Consider the following 18,600-nt stretch of genomic DNA (forward strand, 5'->3'; position numbering starts at 1 on the left):
TTTGGTTAGTTGACTGTAACACTACCAATCATCCAAGGATGAACCATACAGAAGTAATCGTAGTAACCTGCATCATCGAATGTGTGTGAGAATACACCTTTTGCCATAAGTAGACTGCTGTCAAATACTCCAGATGGACCATTTGCTGGACTACCACCTGTTACAGTATGTGCTGCATTGTCTACATTATCCCAAGTTACTGTGTCTCCAGCATTAATGGTGATGTCTTGTGGTAAGTAACATGCATTAGATGTTTCACATCCTGGTGCACCACTTCCAATTGCAGTTTCAACGATATGTGTTTCTGGACCTGCTGCTGCGGCTGCTGCTTCTGCTGCTGCTGCTTTAGCTTCTGCCATTGCTTTAGCTTCTGCTTCTGCCATTGCTTTAGCTTCTGCTGCATCTGCTGCTGCGGCTTTTTCTGCTGCTGCTTTAGCTGCTGCTTTAGCTGCTGCTGCTTCGGCTTTTTCTGCTGCTGCTGCATCTGCTGCTGCTGCTCTTTCAGCTGCTTTAGCTGCTGCTGCTTCTGCTGCTGCTGCTTTAGCTGCTGCTGCTTCGGCTTTTTCTGCTGCATCTGTATTTGTTGCAGAACTCATTTGTTGAGTAGGTGCTGCTGGTGAGTTATCCATTGAACCTCCCATTGCTGCAATTCCGACACCAACTAATGTGATTGCAATTGAAAATACAATTGCTGCTTTGTCTATGCTTGCCATAATTGATCCATGTCTAGGTGTATAGTAAATAAATCTAATCGTTGGTTTCTAACTAATACTAAGAAATGTCGATAAATTTCTTCCTTCATTTCTAATTTTTGAATATTGTTGAAATTATTACATAAATTTTTAAAATCTATTGAAAATTCTATATGATCGCTCTAATTAATGTCTGAGTGTTGTTAATGTTGTTCAACAATTATTTGTTTTATGGCTTATGCTTCTAGTTCTATTTGTAATTACAATTAAGAGATCTCACCGAGTAACTCTCCGTTTTCGGTCTTAATCTCTTTTATTTTAAAAATTTATTAGATAAATTATTTTTAGTGTCAATTTTTTCAAAATGTATTCTTAATTTCCTTTGTTTGATGAAACTTTGAATGAATTTTATTTTATTTTTTATAAATTCATCATTGGTTTTCATTTTTGAATTTAATTGATTATACATTATTTCTTCATCTAATTTGATTTTTACATAATCTTCGTTTTTTATCTTAAATGTTCCAATTCCCCAAAATAACGCTATATGTAATGCGATGTATTTTGATTGGATTTTTGTAATCTTGTCTCTGTATTTTTCAATATGCTCTCTATTTTGACTAAATTTTTTAGTCTCTGTATGAATCACCCATGAAATTTTCTTCAAATCCCCATCAAAATACAAATTGTGTTCCAATTGTCAATGAAAAAACGGTTTTTTGTCTATATATTTTCAATACTCCCTTTATGATCATAGTTAGAAAGTTGTAGATATGATCGAATCACAGGCATTCTTTTCAAAAATGGTCGACGAGCTAGTGGAGTTCTCTGAATTTGATCCAGAACTATCTGATGGAATAAAATGGCTTGATGATCAGGCTCAGAAAAAAGGTATCACATTTTATGATATGGTTTTTGAAGTTTTGTACAAGCATGATGTAAATTCAAAAGCAAAAGAATGGCTTGATACAAGAAATTAAAATTATTTTCTTAAATCTAGTGTTTTGTATTCGCATCCTTGAGGACCGCAATATTTTCCTACATACACTGCCTTAGGTCTATACAATGCTGTTTTAGGTGCTGCTTCTGCAAACTTTTCTTCAATGATGTGTGCTGCCCAACCTGCAACTCTGGAAATCGCAAATATTGGTGTATTTAGATCAACTGGAATTTTTAGCATATAGTAAATTGATGCACTGTACAAATCCACATTTGGATAGATGTCTTTACCTTTTTGGGATTTCATTTCTGAAATTGTTGCGGTTTCAATTTTTTCTGTCATGTCAAACCATTTCTCTTTACTTTTAGCTGCAAGTTTTCTTGATAGCTCTTTTAAGACTTGGGCTCGTGGGTCATATGTTTTGTATACTGCATGACCCATCCCCATAACTTTTTCACCTTGGGATAGTTTTTCTTTTATCCATGGCTCTACTTTATCAATATCTGAAATCTCCAATAACATTTTCATTACTTCTGTATTTGCACCTCCATGTAATTCTCCACTTAGTGCACCAATAGCTGCACTAGATGCTGAGTACATATGTGCACGTGTTGATGCTACTTGTCTTGCAGTAAATGTTGATGCATTAAATGTATGATCAGCATGTAGGATCAAACAAACATCAAAAATCTTTTCTACTTCTGAATCTGGTTTTTCTCCTGACATCATGTATAGGAAATTTGCAGCATGACTCAGTGATGCATCTGGATCAATTATTTGCAAACCATTTCTAATTCTTTGCCAACTTGCAATGATGGTTGGAACTTTTGCAATTAGGTTTATTGCTTTTTCATAACTTGCATCCTTGTTGGCAAATTCTTCATCATAATATCCTGCCAGTGCTGAGACAAATGCTTGAAGCATGTCCATAGGATCTGCATCTCCGCGCCAATTTTCCATGTTTTTTTGCATTTGTTTTGGAATGTATCTGGCTTCCACTAATTTTGTATTAAATTCATTTAATTCTTGTTTTGTAGGTAATTTGTCATATAACAGAAGATATGCTGTTTCTTCAAAAGTTGAATTTTTTGTAAGATCTAAAATATCAAATCCTCTATAGATTAATTTTCCTTTTCCACCATCAATGTTGGATATTTTGGTATCAGCTACTTCTATGCCTCGAAGTCCAATATTTTTTGTCTCCATATAGTGCCTATCAAATTTCATCTATTATATTTTCTCCAAAATTGTAATAGTAAATTTAGTAATTTGTCTAATATGACAACTTTTGTTCATAAATCAAAATTTCCAATCAAAAATTAATGAATATTGAAGAGAGAAAAAATTTGCAGCATTTAGATGAATTAATTTTGAATGCTTCTGATGAAGAATTAGAAAAAATTCAAGAAATTGATTATCAGACCCAATTAGATGGTGAGTCTTTTTATCATATTTATGTAGATTCTGATTCCTTGGTTCCACCTAGTATCAAAAAATCTTTTAGAAAATCTTAATCTGTTTTTCTTCATTTAAATGAGGGTTTGTAGAATTTTAGCATATATTGGCAGTAAAAAAAAAAGTAATATCTAAAAAAACCGCAGCTAAAAAAGTAACAAAAAAAGTTACAGCCAAAAAAACCACAGCTAAAAAAGTAACAAAAAAAGTTACAGCCAAAAAAACCGCAGCTAAAAAAGTAACAAAAAAAGTAACAAAAAAAGTAACAAAAAAAGTAACAAAAAAAGTACCAATTAAATCTAAAAAAAATAAAGTAATTTGTATTTCTCATAAGGAAGATTGTGATGGAATTAGTTCTGCAGCCCTTATTCGACAAGCTTTTGGTGGTGATGCACTACTTGTAGATTATCCTGGTCAAATGGAAGCATTAAACCAAGTTGTGTTAGATGAAAAATTAAAATCATTATTTATTTGTGATTTGGGATTGAGTAAAAAAACTCAAGATGAATTTATTGAACTGATGACAAAATTGAGAAAAAATAAAGTCTCAGTAACTTACATTGACCATCATGATATTGATCCAACTGTTGTTACTGCTTTAGAAAAAATCAAAGTTAAGGTTATTCATGATATTAATGAATGTACAACTGTTCAAGTTTACAATGCATACAAATCAAAATTAAATGATCATGCTTCTTTTGTTGCAACATGTGCTGCTATTACCGACTATATGGAAGATAGACCTCTAGGTTCTAAATTACTTCAAATCTATGATAGACAGTTTGCACTGATTAGTGCTACTGTAATGACTTACAATATTGTTGGACATCAAAGGGAACCTGATTATTTACAATACTTGGTTGAAGAATTAGCTGATTCAAAATTCCCTCACGACATTCCAAATACTTATGAATTTGCACAGATTCAAGTAGAGAAATTATCTCAAATGATTGCTAAAGTAAAAAAAGGTATGAAAACAATGACTAATCTTGGTCATATGGAAATTTTAGACTCTGGCGCTAGTGGTGCTGTAAATTTTGTCATGGGATTATCTGGAAAAGATGTTGGAGTTGCATACAAAGAAAGAGTTGATCATGGGATTTATGCTGTTTCAGTAAGGGGTTCAAAAAACTGTAAAGTTCATTTGGGAAAAATTGTTAATCTTTTGGCAACTAGTCTCGGTGGATCTGGTGGTGGCCATGATAAGGCATGTGGAGCTGTAGTTCCAAAACCAAAAATTAAAAAATTCATAACTGAATTAAATAAGAAAGTAAAATAATCTTTTAAAATATTTTTTATTCTGAAAATTCAATTATTGCATCAATTTCTGTCATTGAATTTAATGGGAGGCATGCAACACCCATTGCAATTCTTGAATGTTTTCCCTTGTCTCCAAAAATCTCAAAAAACAAATCTGAAGCTGCATTAATCACTTTTGGATGTTGATAGAACTCTGGATCTGAATTCACAAATCCCGATAATCTGACAATTCTTGCCACCCTATCTAAATTTCCTAACTCTCTTTTCATTTGTGCTAATAGGTTTATGGCACACATTCTAGCTGATTTTTGAGCTGTTTCTAAATTATCATCGGAGACTTTTCCTGTAAATAGCACTTTGCCATTTTCCATTGGAATTTGACCTGAAATGAATAGTAAATTCCCTGTTTTTACTGCTGGAATGTATGATCCTGCAGGAGTTGGTGGATTCGGTAATGTGATTTCTAATGATTTAATTTTCTCTTCAATCAATATTTGAAATGATTTTTGAGCCTGATTTTAGTTTTTACTTATTTTGATGTGAACTTTTTCCCCTTTATTGGAATTATTCTGATAAACAGTTCTAGTTTTGTATCCTTGTTTTTGCAAATAACTATCTAAAATAGAGACCCATGGTAATGAGTGTCCGCTATTTAATTTTGAATCTACTGTGATGTTCTTGGTATTTGCTTCAAAATTAACGTGTCCTGAACAAGTAATTTGTATTACTGCGTCTATGATTTCAATTACATCGTCTAGTGATTTTGTTTTTAGGTTAATTCCATTTTTTTCTAATAGCTTGATCATATCTAATTCTGGCTTTTTTGATAACATTGTAGAATTTAGAATATGCGTCAAACCTGACTCATTAATAATTTTAATAATTTTATAAATTTCATGAGCTTCTGTTTTTGTCATGTCTGCCACTACTTTGGTTTTAATTGAATTTTTCCAAATATTTGAAAATACTTTTTCTTGATTGACTCCTAAAATTTCTGTTGAAGAAAATATTGCACCTTTTCCATTATCGTTATTTATCATTAACAATTCTGTTTCATCAAAAATAAAACAATTTTGAACAACATCTGATGTTTTAATTTCTACTCCATCTGGAATTGCTCTATATGCTTCTGAACAAATTTGTGACGCTGGGATGATTAATTTTACATCTAAGTTTCTTCGAATAACTCCTACTAACTGTTCTTTACATTCTGATAATAATCCTAACCCTCCTTGATCAGTCATTATTTTTATTGATGATTTTGATCCTTCAATCATTGTTTGAAGTTGATTTAACACCTTGTTAGCACTAATGTGAAAATATCTTTTTTCTTCAGAACCTCTTGATTTTCTACTTTCTTCACTGGTTTTTTTCAAATTTGATACCAGTGTATTCATTGCATTCACTTTGTTGATTTGCTCATGGATCACATCATCAAATGCATCTTCTGGAGAAATTGCTGTACACATTATTGGTTTACTTTTTGATATGATGACTAGTTTCTTATTTTGTAATTTTAGTAGTGTTGGATAAACTTTAGTTCTGGGAATTTCTGAATAATATGATAATTCGCTGGCCGACACTGTTCCTTTAGAAATTAGTGCTACATATGCCTGAGCTTCGTATTTGCTGAGCCCAAATTCTTCTAAACTGACTGTTAATACTTGCTCTTTTACCATGTTTTTACTAAATTTGTTATTAGGTAAAATTGAGAGCTAAATTCCTTTACACAATTACTCAAAAAAAATCAAAAATGTATCTGCTGATGGGTGTAACTGTAGTTACGAAAATTATTGTGACATCGTCCTCAAATACAAAATATTGTTTAACAATAGTATGTTAGTCAATTATAGTCTTGATTCCATAGAATCAGAAAATGCTTTTAATTCTGTAACACTTGTTCCTAGATTAGATTACTCTGTTAATTTACTTGCAGGTATTGTGGAAATTCTTCAAGAAAAAAGAATTGAATTAAAAAATCTAAATGAGTATCTTGTTACTGATTTTAATGAAAATGAAAAATCTCATATTCAAAGTGTTGAATTAGAACATCTTGTACTCTATTCTTTGGAAATATTGCTTAAAATTCAAAATCAAATTAGTTCCATTTCCGGAATACACAGTATTCCTGAAATCCTTCCATCTTCGATTCCTATGATACGAACAATTAGTGCAAAATTATTTGTTATTTATCCTACATGTAGTCAAAAACTATCTGAATTATCTGTACATCTTGGTAGTATTGTTTTAGATGCTGCAACTCTGACTAAAGCTCGTTTTGATTTTAGTAAATCTAATCATACTTCATCACTGTTATTGGATGAAGTAAAATTGATGGCTGACTCTAAATTAAATAAGCAGTACCCTCTTGTTGATTTTTTTAAATTATTCAATGTTTGATTATGCTTAACTCTAAACGTGATTTTTTCAAAGACATTGACCGAATTCGTTCGCTTTCTACGGTAATTGATAAAAAACTATCTGAAGTAAAACCTTCTGATGAGGATAAAATTGATAAATTAACTTTGGAAGAATTACAGGATTTGGAGAAAATTGCTGGAATTGCCGATTTTATGCTAACAAAATATGCTGATAAAAAGGAAATGTGCTCAATTTTAAAGAATTTTACCTCTGTAATTTCTGAAACTACTGATTCTATGGGTGATTTAGATGATGAAATTTCTGAATTAATTTTATCTGCTGAGGATTCTATTAGTAAAGTAAAGGATTTACACGCTCATATTGATGATAAATCAAATTTTAAAAAAAAATATTCTGATGGCCCAGACTATGATCAGGCTCAAACAAGTTCAATTAATTTAACCAATTTTGTGACAGAGATTAACACAGTAGAATACCAACAAAAATCTTCAGGACATAACACAAGGTAAATGAAATGAGTCTCGCACCACAAGAATTAGAAAACACTGCAAGCAAATATGCTTCAGAAGCAATCAAATTTGATTCTCAAGGTGCACGTGGAATGGCAATCACTCATTATCAACATGCAATTGATTCACTCGTAAAATTGCTGCAACTATATCCTAATAGCAAATTAAATGAAATTTACAAACAAAGATGCAACTCTTATCATGATAGAATTGGCGCATTGCAACAATCTCATGGTGTAGAACCTGCAGTTGATCCAAAAGCCTCTGAGTCTGACCAAAAAGCATCCGTAAAAAGGCAAGAAAATGAAAATGATTTTGAAGATCTTGTGATGAAAGAAAAACCTGATGTTACTTGGGACCAAGTAATTGGATTAGATGATGCTAAAAGTGCACTACGTGAATCAATAGTTTATCCTACAAAAAGACCTGATTTGTTTCCTCTTGGTTGGCCAAAAGGAATGTTATTGTATGGCCCACCTGGAACTGGAAAAACAATGTTGGCAGCTGCAACTGCAAATGAAATGGATGGATATTTCATAAATGTTGATGCATCATCATTAATGAGTAAGTGGTTAGGTGAAGCAGAAAAGAATGTTTCAAAATTATTTGTTATGGCCAGACAATATGCTGAAAAAGAAGGCAAACCTGTTATCTTGTTTGTAGATGAGGTAGATTCCTTACTTGGTGCAAGAAGTAGTGAAGTCGGTGGTGAGGTTAGAACAAAAAATCAATTCTTAACTGAAATGGATGGAGTAAATGGAAAAGGTAAACAATTGATGCTTTATGTTATCGGTGCAACTAACAAACCTTGGAGTCTTGACGCACCCTTTTTGAGAAGATTCCAAAAAAGAATCTATGTTAATCTTCCAACACAAGCAGCTAGAGAAAATCTCTTTGATCAATATACTGCAAAATTAAGTAAAACTTTTGATGTTAAAACTTCTGAATTGGCTAAATTATTTGATGGATACAGTGCAAGTGATATCAAAGATGTATGTCAAGCAGCACAAATTAAAACGGTTCATGAAATTTTTGACTCCCCTGATTATCATGAACCTATTGAGGGAGAGGAACCTGTTCAACCAAGAGATCTAAACACAGATGATTTTAAGTCCATTATGGCACGAAGAAAACCTAGTGTTTCTGTTGAAATGATACGTGCATATCACAAATGGAGCGAAGAATTCCAAGCACTTTGATTGTTTGAATAACAATTTGCGATCAATTTTCAGATTTTATTTTCCACAAAAAACTTAAATTCACTTTAGTTCGGACTCAACGAGGGTCACAATTACTACAAAGAAATCAAGTCACGCAAAAAAGTTTGGAAAACTAATTTTTGATGATGGGACTGTAATTGATGGTGAAGGGTTTGGTTATTCTACAACAACTTTTGGTGAAATTGTATTTAATACTGGGATGGTTGGCTATACCGAAGCTCTGACAGATCCTTCATACAATGGTCAGTTACTTACTTTGACATATCCTTTAGTTGGAAATTATGGTATTCCAGATCCTAAAATAACTGATGAAGATGGAATTTCAAAATATTTTGAATCTGACAAAATTCAGATTCGAGGATTAGTAATTCATGAATTATCGTTAACTGCAAGTCATTGGAATCTTTCTATGACTTTAGACGAATGGATGTATAATGAAAAAGTTCCAGGTATTTCTGGAATTGATACGCGTGCATTAACTATGAAACTTCGAAATAGTGGGGTAATGATGGGTGCATTAGTTGTATCTGATTCAGAAATTGATGTTGAAGAAGTAAAAAAACAACTTGCTTCAGCAACTCATTATGATTCTGAACAATTTATGGATGAGGTATCTACAAAACAAGAAAAAATCTATGGTAGTGAAGAACAAACTGTTGTCATTGTTGACACTGGGGCAAAAAATGCAATTATCCGAAATGTACGTGAAATAGGATATAGGGCAATTTTAGTTCCGTGGAATACTCCTTACGAAAAAATAATGTCTTATAATCCTAAAGGTGTTGTACTGAGTAGCGGTCCTGGTGATCCACAAAAATGTCCTGATACAATTTCTGCAGTAAAAAAATTAATTGAAAATAATGTTCCTACATTGGGTATTTGTTTAGGTGCACAAATAATTGGAATTGCTGGAAATACTGATACTTACAAATTAAAATATGGTCATCGAGGTCAAAACAAACCTTGCATAAATCTTGATAATAATCAAGTATATGTTACAAGTCAAAATCATGGATATGGTATAACCCCTGAATCTCTTGAAAAATCTGATTTTGATTTATGGTTTAAGAATGCTGATGATAAAACTGTAGAAGGAATTAAGCATAAAAAACAAAATTGTATTGCTGTACAATTTCATCCTGAAGCTGCACCTGGTCCAAACGATTGTAAATTTATTTTTGAGAAACTTAAAACTTTGATGGAGTCTAAAACAAATGCCTAAAAACGAATCCTTGAAAAAAATTCTTGTACTTGGTAGTGGTGCAATAAAAATTGGTGAAGCTGGAGAATTTGATTATTCTGGAAGTCAATGCCTAAAAGCAATTCATGAAGATGGACTCAAAAGTGTTTTAATTAATCCAAACATTGCAACAATTCAAACTGATACTAGATTTGCAGACCAAGTGTATCTATTACCTGTTACCCCGTCATATGTTGAATCTATTATAGAAAAAGAAAGACCTGATGGGATCATGTTGGCTTATGGTGGTCAGACTGCACTCAATTGTGGTGTCAATCTTGAAGATGCTGGAATTCTCAAGAAATATGGTGTAAATGTTCTTGGAACTCAAGTTCAGGGAATTAAAAATACTGAAGACAGACAGCTTTTCAAGGATCAAATGAAGGCTGCAGGAGTTCCTGTGCTTAAAAGTAAGACTGTAACAAACTTTGATGATGCAAAAAAGGCTGCAGAAGAACTATCTTATCCTGTGATAATTCGTGTGGCTTACACCCTTGGTGGGCGTGGAGGTGGAATTGCCCATAATGAAATTGAACTTCATGAAATCGTTGAACGTGGTGTAAAGGCCAGTCTTGTTGGCCAAGTATTAATTGAAGAATACATTGGACATTGGAAACAAATCGAATATGAAGTCATGCAAGACTATGATGGGAATAATGTAATCGTATGTAATATGGAAAATGTTCTATCTATGAAAGTTCATACCGGTGATAATATTGTAGTTGCCCCTTCGCAAACAATTGACAACCATGAATATCATGTGCTCCGTTCAGCAGCATTACGTGCAACAAAACATGTTGGAATAGTTGGAGAATGTAACATACAATATGCATTAGATTCTGATTCTGACAGATATGTTGCAATTGAAATCAATCCACGTCTTTCACGTTCATCCGCCCTTGCAAGTAAAGCAACTGGTTATCCACTTGCATACATGTCTGCAAAAATTGGATTGGGATATAATTTATCTGAGCTTGTAAATAGAATCACAAAAAGTACTACTGCTTGTTTTGAACCCTCTCTTGATTATGTTGTATGTAAACACCCTCGATGGGACTTTTCAAAATTTGAACTTGTAAATCGTAAACTCGGAGTTACGATGAAATCTGTTGGTGAAGTTATGGCCGTTGGCAGAACCTTTGAGGAATCTTTGCAAAAAGCAATCAGAATGCTTGACATTGGAAATGATGGACTTGTATTGAATCGTACAAATGGGAAAAAATATAGCGAAGAGGAAATAGAATACAGACTTTCACACCATGATGATGAAATACTCTATAATGTTGCAATTGCACTAAAAATGGGAATTTCTGTAAATAGAATTTACAAACTATCTGCAATTGATCCTTGGTTTATTGAAAAAATACAAAATATTGTAGACACTGAGGCCAAACTCCAAGAATCTGAACTTAACGAATCTATGATGTGGGAAGCAAAGAAAATGGGGTTTTCAGACAAACAAATTGCCAAATCCAAGAACAAAGATCCTGATGAAATTCGTCAAACACGCAAGAAATTAGGAGTAATTCCATCAGTTAAGCAGATTGATACATTAGCTGCAGAATGGCCTGCTGTTACAAACTATCTGTACCTCACTTATGGTGGTAATTCTAATGACATTTCAGTTCCTGTAGATGAGAAAGGAATAATCGTTGTTGGGGCTGGTCCATATAGAATTGGAAGTAGTGTAGAATTTGATTGGGGTACGGTGAACATGGTATGGGGATTACAAGAAAATGGAGAGAAACATGTTTCAGTAGTTAATTGTAATCCTGAAACTGTTTCAACTGATTATGATATTTGTACAAGGTTGTACTTTGAAGAACTAACTCAAGAGCGTCTTCTTGACATTACTGAATTTGAAAATCCAAAAGGCGTGATTACTTGTGTTGGTGGTCAAACTGCAAATAATTTAACTCCTGGTCTTGCACAACGTGGAATAAACATAATGGGAACTAGTGCAATAGATGTTGATAGAGCTGAAGACCGTTCTAAATTTAGTGCTGAACTTGACAAACTGCACATACAACAACCAAAATGGCAAGCATTTTCAAATCTTAGTGAAGCAAAAAGTTTTGCTCAAGAAGTTGAATTCCCAGTAATCGTTAGACCTTCTTACGTTTTGTCTGGAGCTGCAATGAAAGTTGTTTGGTCTCAAGATGAACTTAAAACATATGTGAAAGAAGCAACAGATGTTTCTCCTGATCATCCTGTTGTAATATCAAAATTCATGTTAAATTCACTTGAAGTTGATGTTGATGGAATTAGTAATGGAAAAGAGGTAGTTATTGGTGCAATAGTTGAACACATTGACTCAGCTGGTGTACACTCTGGTGATGCAATGATGTGTATTCCTCCATGGAGATTAAACAACAAAATTATTGAAACAATTAATGATTATACTAAAAAAATTGCATTAACATTTAATGTACGGGGACCGTTTAACTTACAATTTTTAATACATGATGATCATGTTTATGTCATTGAGCTGAACATCAGAGCTTCAAGGTCTATGCCATTTGTCTCAAAACTGGTCAAAACAAACTTGATTTCACTAGCATCTAAGGCTATTTTGGACAAACCTTTGCCTAAAATCCCTGAAAACAAATGGCAAAAAATTACTAACTATGGAATTAAAGTCCCTCAATTTTCATTTATGCAACTAGATGGTGCAGATATTGCATTAGGTGTTGAAATGCAATCTACGGGAGAAGCTGCTTGTTTTGGTAATAGTTTCTATGATGCATTGTCAAAAGGTCTGACTTCAGTTGGATATAATTTGCCTAAGAAAGGGACTGCACTTGTAACTGTTGGAGGTGCAACAAATAAAGAAAAACTTTTGCCTAGTATTGCAAAACTCAAACAGTTAGGATTCAAAATTTTAGCAACAGAACATACTGCTGAATTTTTTGAAGAAAAACTTGGTGATGTTGAAATTGTACACAAAATTTCAGAACCTGAAAGAAAACCAAACATATCTGATTTACTTTATGAGAAAAAGATAGACTTTATCATAAATATTCCAAGTACTCTATCTTTGGAAAAATATGTGGGAATGCTTGATGATGAATATCAGATACGAAGAAAATCTTTGGAGCTGGGAATTCCTGTTTTGACAACTCTTGAACTGGCAGATTCTTTTGTTAAAACTTTGGAATGGCTTAAAGACAACAAACCTACAATAGATCCAATTGCTCCTTACGACAAGTATGAATAACTTTTTAAAATTTTAAGAGAGTTGTTTTTGAAATTTTTTAAAAGATCAAGGTTATACGAGTGTAATTTATGAATAAATTATTGAATAAAGAACCTGATCGAATTGAACAATTAGTTTCTGAAAAACGTGTTAAATTACATCTTTTTGAGCCTAGTCAAAGAAAAATTTGGACAGTAGTGGGAAAGACTGAAGAACATTGGGTTGATCCTGATGGTTGTTTTTGTTCTTGTCCTGGATTTTATTTTGGCTCAATTAATGGTAAGACTTCTTGTTATCATTTGGATTCAATTCAATATGCAAAAAATCAAAATAAATTTGAAACAATTATTTTTTCTGATGATGAATTTTCTAGTTTTTTAACTGGTTTAATTTCTGATTTATAATTATTCATTATTAGAATATGTTATTAACTAGAAATTTAATTGATTTACATGGATGACAACAAAATTAATTTAGAAATTGAAAAAATTGCAAATCTAATGGTTCATGATGATGTATCTTCTGATGAACAGGATGTAACAAAATTAGAAAAATATAGAGATCAAATTAAAATTGATTTGAATGTTGATGATGAAGAAGCTATGAAACTTGTTTACGAAACGTTAGTTTATAGAAAATTAAAAAGTTCAGATTCCAGTGACATGTTAGAAAAAGGCACTGATTTTGGTGCTGGATTTAGTTGACGAATTATAACTGAACTGTATCAATATCGTCTTTTGAAACTCCTTTCCAAAGTCCCACCATTCCTTCTGGTTCAACTTCATCAACTTTAGTAATTTGTTGAATCTTTATGTGATCCGGATTTGGTGGCATCCACAACATTGCCATGTAATCCCCAACATTTCCAACTTTAGTTGGTAATGCCATGGTGACTTTTTCACTTGTGAATCCTTTTGAGATCAGAGCATTCATTGCTTTTTCTTTAAGATCCATTCTCCCGTGTAGGAACAAATAGACATCTTTTTGAGTATCAATTTCTGCCATAACCAGATTAATTTGCTAAACTAAATCAATCTTTCCAGATCTATTGTCTTCCAAAAAGGGTTAAATTACAATAAACAAGATTTGAACTATGAAAATATTCACTGTAGGCAGTAAATCCTTTGTAACAAGTTTTCAATTGGCAGGAATTCCGGGAATAATTTCTGAAACTCCTGATTCTGCGTTAACAGAAATAACAAAATTAACTGATGATTCTGATGTGGGATTAGTTTTAGTCAGTGATGATATTACTGAATCTATTAACGATGAATTAACTGCACTTAGAGCACAAAAATCTACTCTTGTCTTTGCATTACCTGCAACTGGAAGTGAAAAAACTGAGGTTGATTATAGAGTAATGTTGAAAAAGATTCTCGGTGTTTGATCTAATCTACTTATACTCAATTTCTTAAAGTTATACTATGAAAACCGCATCAGTAAAAGGCTCATCAATTATTTCCGTTGATGAAACTTCAAAACCCAAATTGAATTCTGGTGATATTTTAGTTCAAATGCATGCATGTGGAATTTGTGGTTCTGATTTGGAAAAAGTATTTGGTCAATATGGTCAACCATCAATGCGTTTAGGTCATGAACCTGCTGGAGTTATTTTAGATGTTGCATCTGATGTTGTAGATTTTAAGAAAGGTGATAGGGTATTCACTCATCATCATGTTTCATGTTATGATTGTCATTTTTGTAATCATGGAAATGAAACAATGTGTAAAAAATACTCTGAAACTAATTTGTCTCCTTGTGGTTTATCTGAAGAATATGTTGTACCTGCTTGGAATGTTTCTCATGGTGGTGTTTTAAAAATTTCTGATTCTATGAGTTTTGAAGAAGCTGCAATGATTGAACCTTTAGCATGTTGTGTAAGAGCTTGGAAAAAATGTGATTATAATGAAGGTGATTCAACTGCAATTTTTGGAGTTGGTCCAACTGGAATGATGCATGTGATGCTTGCTCAGGCAAAAAAGTTTTCTAAAATATTTTGTTTTGATGTAAATGATTTTAGATTAGATTTTGCAAAAAAATTCAACATAACTGAATCCATTTCTTCAATGGATGAAAATAGAACACAGAAAATTTTAGATCAAACTAACAATTTGGGCGTTGATGTAGCAATTGTTGCAACTAGTAGTCTAAAAGCTCTTGAAGATGCAATTGATATGGTTCGAAAAGGAGGCACTGTAATGATGTTTGGTGTTCCTTCTAAAGGTGCTATGATCGATTTAGATATGAGCAAAGTTTACTCTAAAGAAATTACGCTTGTTACAAGCTATGCTGCATCTGATGATGATACTAAAGCAGCACTTGAATTAATTGAATCATCTAAAATTGATGTGAAACAATTGATTACTCATACTTATTCTATATCTGATACACAAAAAGCGTTTGACCATGCAAAAACTGGTGATAATGCAATGAAGATTATCATTACAAAATAAGAAAGGCTTAAGAAAGGTATTTTTTTTATTTCAAAATCGAAGAGAAATGGAATGGGGATTACAAAATAGATTATCTAGAATTATCAAACCTCACAATAATCGTGCATTAATGTTAGCTGTTGATCATGGGTATTTCTTGGGCCCAACTGAAAAACTTGAAAATCCAAAAAAAGTCATTGCGCCTTTACTAAGACACTGTGATTCTTTAATGCTTACAAGAGGAGTTCAAAGAACTTCCGTTGATCCAGCTTCAGAAACTCCAATGGTCTTGAGAGTTTCTGGTGGTTCTAGTATTATTGGAGATGATTTATCTCAAGAAGATATTACAGTTTCAATTGAAGAAGCACTTCGTTTGAATGCAAGTTGTGTTGCAATGTCTATCTTTGTTGGTTCAAAATATGAATATCAAACAATTGTAAATTTGGGTAAATTAGTTAATGAGGCAGAAAAATATGGAATGCCTGTTTTAGCAGTTACTGCTGTTGGTAAAGAATTAGGAAAAGATGCAAGATATCTTTCATTGGCATGTAGAGTTGCTGCAGAGCAAGGTGCACATATTGTTAAAACCTATTATTGTGATAATTTTGAAAAAGTTGTTGAATCCTGCCCTGTTCCAATAATTGTTGCAGGTGGAAAGAAGATTCCTGAAAGAGATGCTTTGCAATTAACATATAATGCAATTAAAGCCGGTGCAGTTGGTCTTGATATGGGTCGAAATATCTGGCAATCTGAACATCCTGTCGCAATGATCAAAGCAGCACGCTCAATTATTCATGGAAATTCTAACGTTGAACAAGCATATGCTCTTTATAAAAAATTAGCTGCAAATGATAAATCAAAAAAACCTAATCCAAATCAAAACAAAAACAAATCAAAAAAACCTAATCCAAATCAAAACAAAAACAAATCAAAAAAACCTAATCCAAATCAAAACAAAAACAAATCAAAAAAATCTAATCCAAATCAAAACAAAAAATAATTAAAAATTATTGATCAATTTTTGACAAATGAATATGTGCAATTTTCCATGTTGGCTGCTTAACTAATACAAATGTGGCGCGCCCATTAATTATCATATGTTCGCCTGTGTATGCTTTGTTATCTACCAGCATCCCTTTTTGCATTAATTCTAAAGCTACAATTGCAAAATTTTCAAAAATACTAATTTTTGGATTTTTTATTTCATAATCATAATCTGAAATACTGATGAATCTCAATTCTTCTAATTCAATTGTGGTTTGATAGTCTTTTAGATCATAAGGTGGTAAATCACTAAAACTTGAAAATTTTGGATCATCTAAATGAATTTCTCTTAGTTTGCTAAGATCCTTGCTAATTCCTGATTGAAATAATGTTTCAATTATTTTGATAATTTCTTCGTTATCTGTCAAAATGTTCATTTAAAATCTAAAAATTATCTGTTTAAGTCTATCTAACTAAAAATTATTTTTCATTTTCTTATTGATTACCCTTGTTAGTGATGTAAATTAGTTAGAATTCTTGGATTTGAGCCTATTATTTTGATACATTTTAAATTATGGAGAAAAATTTAATCAATATTATGGAAAGTATGACTGGTGCAAAAGCCTTGATGACTGCAATGGAAAAAGAAGGCGTCAAAGAGGTATTTGGATTACCTGGAGGGGCAAATCTTCCAATGTATGATGAATTTTCACGATGTGATATTAGACATATTTTAGTACGCCACGAACAATCTGCATCACACATGGCTGATGGTTTTGGTCGTGTTAGTAGAAAACCTGGAGTTTGTTTTGCAACTTCTGGACCTGGTGCTACAAATATCTTAACTGGGATAGCAACTGCTCAAGCAGATTCAGCACCTATGATTGCAGTAACTGGACAAGTTCCTGTTGCAATGATCGGAAAAGATGCATTTCAAGAAAGTGATATTATTGGAATGGCAAATCCTGTTGTCAAATATGCTTTTCAACCTAGAACTCCTGGGGAAGTTCCTGAAGTAGTAAAAAAGGGATTTTACATTGCAGAAACTGGTAGACCTGGACCTGTACTTATTGATGTTCCAAAAGATGTTCAACAAAATGAATCTCCGATGAATTTTCCTGATGAGTTTAAAATTCAAGGTTATCATCCTTGGACTGATCCTGATATTGTAGCTTGTGAAAAAGCAATTGAAATGTTACTTAATTCTGAAAAACCAATTATCTTAGCTGGGGGTGGAACTATTATCTCATCAGCATTTGCTGAATTGCAATCTATTGCTGAAACCTTAATGCTTCCTGTAGTTACAACTTTCAAAGGTAAAGGCGCATTTCCTGAAAACCATCCATTATCTCTAGGCCCAATTGGAATGCATGGTCATGCTGAAGCAAATAAAATGATGGCTGAAGCTGATTGTGTTCTGGCAATTGGAACAAGATTCTCTGATAGGTCTGTTGGAACTTTTGAGGCTTTTGAAAAACGATTAAAAATTATTCATATGGATGTTGATCCTGCTGAAATTGGTAAAAATCAAACAACCAATTTAGCAGTTGTTGGTGATGTTCGTACTTCACTTAGAATTATGGTAAAGTTGCTTTTACAAAAACAAATCAAAAAAACTGAAGAATCTGTTTGGTTCAAACATGTTAAAGAAACTAAAGAATATTGGCAAGAAAATTTGAAACTTCATCCAGGTGAAATGGGTGCAGCAAAAATTCTTAGAAAACTAAGAGAAGTATTGCCAAAAGAATCGATTATCACTACTGAAGTTGGTCAACATCAAATGTGGGCTTCATTATTTTATGATGTAATTCAACCTGGAACTTTCTTTAGTTCTACAGGACTTGGTACAATGGGTTGGGGTTTTCCTGCATCCATCGGAGCAAAAGTTGCTAGACCTAATGTTCCAGTTGTTGACATCGCAGGGGATGGAAGTTTTAGTATGACTGAAAATTCTCTTGCAACTGCAGTGTTAGAAGATATTCCTGTAATTGTATTTGTTTTGAATAATTCAACATTGGGTATGGTAGCTCAATGGCAAAGAACATTTTATGATAGAAGAATGGTTGGTGTGGACCAAGGTGGTTGTCCTGATTATGTTAAATTAGCAGAATCTTATGGAGCTCAAGGAATCCGAGCACAATCAATGGATGAATTGGATAAAGCAATTAAAACTGCAATTAGCAGTGAAGTAGCTACAGTTATTGATATCCCAATTGATCCTGAAGAAGACGTATTGCCATTTGTTGCTCCTGGAACTTCGTTATCGGATATGATTTTACCTTCTTAGTGA

General features: G+C 32.8%; 20 protein-coding genes and 1 pseudogene. 14 read left to right on the top strand and 7 right to left on the bottom strand.

Annotation, left to right across the window (positions count from 1 at the left end):
* Window positions 1-5: 5 nt before the first annotated feature.
* Both NMSP_RS02550 and NMSP_RS02555 read right to left on the bottom strand, forming a co-directional pair.
* Window positions 6-713: a cupredoxin domain-containing protein gene (locus tag NMSP_RS02550; RefSeq protein WP_086907302.1), complete on the bottom strand. Its 708-nt coding sequence runs from the start codon at window positions 711-713 to the stop codon at window positions 6-8.
* Between the two features lie 292 nt (window positions 714-1,005).
* The gene (locus tag NMSP_RS02555; protein ID WP_192866202.1) at window positions 1,006-1,389 is read right to left on the bottom strand and encodes a hypothetical protein; all 384 of its coding nucleotides are present in this window, start codon (window positions 1,387-1,389) and stop codon (window positions 1,006-1,008) included.
* Between the two features lie 76 nt (window positions 1,390-1,465).
* Here NMSP_RS02555 and NMSP_RS02560 point away from each other — a divergent pair, with 76 nt between their 5' ends.
* Window positions 1,466-1,672, top strand: coding sequence for a hypothetical protein (locus NMSP_RS02560; RefSeq protein WP_086907303.1), 207 nt, complete (start codon window positions 1,466-1,468; stop codon window positions 1,670-1,672).
* 2 nt (window positions 1,673-1,674) lie between these two features.
* On the opposite strand, the gene NMSP_RS02565 is transcribed toward NMSP_RS02560, so the two are convergent.
* Window positions 1,675-2,859 carry a citrate synthase gene (locus NMSP_RS02565; RefSeq protein WP_225971314.1) on the bottom strand — a complete coding sequence of 395 codons (1,185 nt, stop codon included), beginning with the start codon at window positions 2,857-2,859 and terminating at the stop codon, window positions 1,675-1,677.
* A 95-nt stretch (window positions 2,860-2,954) separates the two neighbouring features.
* Here NMSP_RS02565 and NMSP_RS02570 point away from each other — a divergent pair, with 95 nt between their 5' ends.
* Complete coding sequence (locus tag NMSP_RS02570) at window positions 2,955-3,146, top strand: hypothetical protein (RefSeq protein ID WP_086907305.1); 192 nt, start codon at window positions 2,955-2,957, stop codon at window positions 3,144-3,146.
* A gap of 47 nt (window positions 3,147-3,193) precedes the next feature.
* The gene (locus NMSP_RS02575) at window positions 3,194-4,366 is read left to right on the top strand and encodes a DHHA1 domain-containing protein (protein ID WP_420887405.1); all 1,173 of its coding nucleotides are present in this window, start codon (window positions 3,194-3,196) and stop codon (window positions 4,364-4,366) included.
* A 16-nt stretch (window positions 4,367-4,382) separates the two neighbouring features.
* On the opposite strand, the gene NMSP_RS02580 is transcribed toward NMSP_RS02575, so the two are convergent.
* Window positions 4,383-4,838, bottom strand: coding sequence for a RidA family protein (locus NMSP_RS02580; RefSeq protein ID WP_086907307.1), 456 nt, complete (start codon window positions 4,836-4,838; stop codon window positions 4,383-4,385).
* Window positions 4,839-4,865: 27 nt separating this feature from the next.
* Entirely contained in the window at window positions 4,866-6,026 is a 1,161-nt protein-coding gene (locus NMSP_RS02585; RefSeq protein ID WP_086907308.1) for a TrmB family transcriptional regulator, read from the bottom strand.
* A 157-nt stretch (window positions 6,027-6,183) separates the two neighbouring features.
* Between NMSP_RS02585 and NMSP_RS02590 the strand changes: the two genes are divergently transcribed.
* The 7 genes from NMSP_RS02590 to NMSP_RS02620 all read left to right on the top strand — a co-directional run bounded on the left by NMSP_RS02590 (window position 6,184) and on the right by NMSP_RS02620 (window position 13,598).
* Window positions 6,184-6,747: a hypothetical protein gene (locus NMSP_RS02590; RefSeq protein WP_086907309.1), complete on the top strand. Its 564-nt coding sequence runs from the start codon at window positions 6,184-6,186 to the stop codon at window positions 6,745-6,747.
* Window positions 6,748-6,749: 2 nt separating this feature from the next.
* Window positions 6,750-7,238, top strand: coding sequence for a hypothetical protein (locus tag NMSP_RS02595; protein ID WP_086907310.1), 489 nt, complete (start codon window positions 6,750-6,752; stop codon window positions 7,236-7,238).
* Between the two features lie 5 nt (window positions 7,239-7,243).
* Entirely contained in the window at window positions 7,244-8,437 is a 1,194-nt protein-coding gene (locus NMSP_RS02600) for an AAA family ATPase (RefSeq protein ID WP_086907311.1), read from the top strand.
* Window positions 8,438-8,495: 58 nt separating this feature from the next.
* Window positions 8,496-9,680 carry a glutamine-hydrolyzing carbamoyl-phosphate synthase small subunit gene (gene carA, locus NMSP_RS02605; protein WP_086907312.1) on the top strand — a complete coding sequence of 395 codons (1,185 nt, stop codon included), beginning with the start codon at window positions 8,496-8,498 and terminating at the stop codon, window positions 9,678-9,680.
* The gene (gene carB, locus NMSP_RS02610) at window positions 9,673-12,915 is read left to right on the top strand and encodes a carbamoyl-phosphate synthase (glutamine-hydrolyzing) large subunit (protein WP_086907313.1); all 3,243 of its coding nucleotides are present in this window, start codon (window positions 9,673-9,675) and stop codon (window positions 12,913-12,915) included. Before carA ends, carB begins: the two co-directional genes overlap by 8 nt.
* An 80-nt stretch (window positions 12,916-12,995) precedes the next feature.
* Window positions 12,996-13,298 carry a hypothetical protein gene (locus NMSP_RS02615; protein WP_086908352.1) on the top strand — a complete coding sequence of 101 codons (303 nt, stop codon included), beginning with the start codon at window positions 12,996-12,998 and terminating at the stop codon, window positions 13,296-13,298.
* A gap of 48 nt (window positions 13,299-13,346) precedes the next feature.
* Complete coding sequence (locus NMSP_RS02620; RefSeq protein WP_086907314.1) at window positions 13,347-13,598, top strand: hypothetical protein; 252 nt, start codon at window positions 13,347-13,349, stop codon at window positions 13,596-13,598.
* 4 nt (window positions 13,599-13,602) lie between these two features.
* On the opposite strand, the gene NMSP_RS02625 is transcribed toward NMSP_RS02620, so the two are convergent.
* Window positions 13,603-13,899 carry a hypothetical protein gene (locus NMSP_RS02625; RefSeq protein ID WP_086907315.1) on the bottom strand — a complete coding sequence of 99 codons (297 nt, stop codon included), beginning with the start codon at window positions 13,897-13,899 and terminating at the stop codon, window positions 13,603-13,605.
* Window positions 13,900-13,987: 88 nt separating this feature from the next.
* On the opposite strand from NMSP_RS02625, the gene NMSP_RS02630 reads away from it, so the two are divergent.
* The 3 genes and pseudogenes from NMSP_RS02630 to lsrF form a co-directional block, all read left to right on the top strand.
* Entirely contained in the window at window positions 13,988-14,281 is a 294-nt protein-coding gene (locus NMSP_RS02630; RefSeq protein ID WP_086907316.1) for a V-type ATP synthase subunit F, read from the top strand.
* Between the two features lie 37 nt (window positions 14,282-14,318).
* Entirely contained in the window at window positions 14,319-15,347 is a 1,029-nt protein-coding gene (locus NMSP_RS02635) for a zinc-dependent dehydrogenase (protein WP_086907317.1), read from the top strand.
* Window positions 15,348-15,372: 25 nt separating this feature from the next.
* Window positions 15,373-16,326, top strand: a pseudogene (lsrF, locus tag NMSP_RS02640) (3-hydroxy-5-phosphonooxypentane-2,4-dione thiolase); the annotation flags it as partial.
* Between the two features lie 7 nt (window positions 16,327-16,333).
* On the opposite strand, the gene NMSP_RS02645 reads toward lsrF, so the two are convergent.
* On the bottom strand, window positions 16,334-16,747 hold the full coding sequence (locus tag NMSP_RS02645; RefSeq protein ID WP_086907319.1) for a nuclear transport factor 2 family protein: 414 nt from the start codon (window positions 16,745-16,747) through the stop codon (window positions 16,334-16,336).
* 161 nt (window positions 16,748-16,908) lie between these two features.
* Here NMSP_RS02645 and ilvB point away from each other — a divergent pair, with 161 nt between their 5' ends.
* On the top strand, window positions 16,909-18,597 hold the full coding sequence (gene ilvB, locus NMSP_RS02650; RefSeq protein ID WP_225971316.1) for a biosynthetic-type acetolactate synthase large subunit: 1,689 nt from the start codon (window positions 16,909-16,911) through the stop codon (window positions 18,595-18,597).
* Window positions 18,598-18,600: the final 3 nt, after the last annotated feature.

It is taken from the genome of Candidatus Nitrosomarinus catalina (assembly GCF_002156965.1).
GTDB classification, from domain to species: domain Archaea; phylum Thermoproteota; class Nitrososphaeria; order Nitrososphaerales; family Nitrosopumilaceae; genus Nitrosopumilus; species Nitrosopumilus catalinensis.